At 62.4% G+C, this 221-nt stretch carries 1 pseudogene; it reads left to right on the top strand.

Annotated features, from left to right (window positions below):
- Positions 1-221, top strand: a pseudogene (locus ACM6IK_RS27075) (NAD(P)(+) transhydrogenase (Re/Si-specific) subunit alpha); the annotation flags it as partial.

Raw genomic sequence — 221 nt, 5'->3', positions numbered from 1 at the left:
AATGCCAGCGTTGTCGACAGTGCCTATGCAGCGGCCGGCGCAACCATTGGCAGCGCCAATGACGCGTTTGCTGCAGCGCTGATTTTGAAGGTGGTCGCGCCCAGCGACAGCGAGCTGGCGCTGATCAAGAGCGGCACCGTCGTGGTGGGCATGCTCAACCCGTTCAGCAACGAAACCATCGCCAAGCTGGCCGAGTGCGGGATTACCGCCTTTGCCCTGGA

It is taken from the genome of Pseudomonas sp. IT-196MI5, from assembly GCF_949767415.1.
Lineage (GTDB): Bacteria > Pseudomonadota > Gammaproteobacteria > Pseudomonadales > Pseudomonadaceae > Aquipseudomonas.
This window is presented reverse-complemented; position numbering and strand designations above follow the sequence as displayed.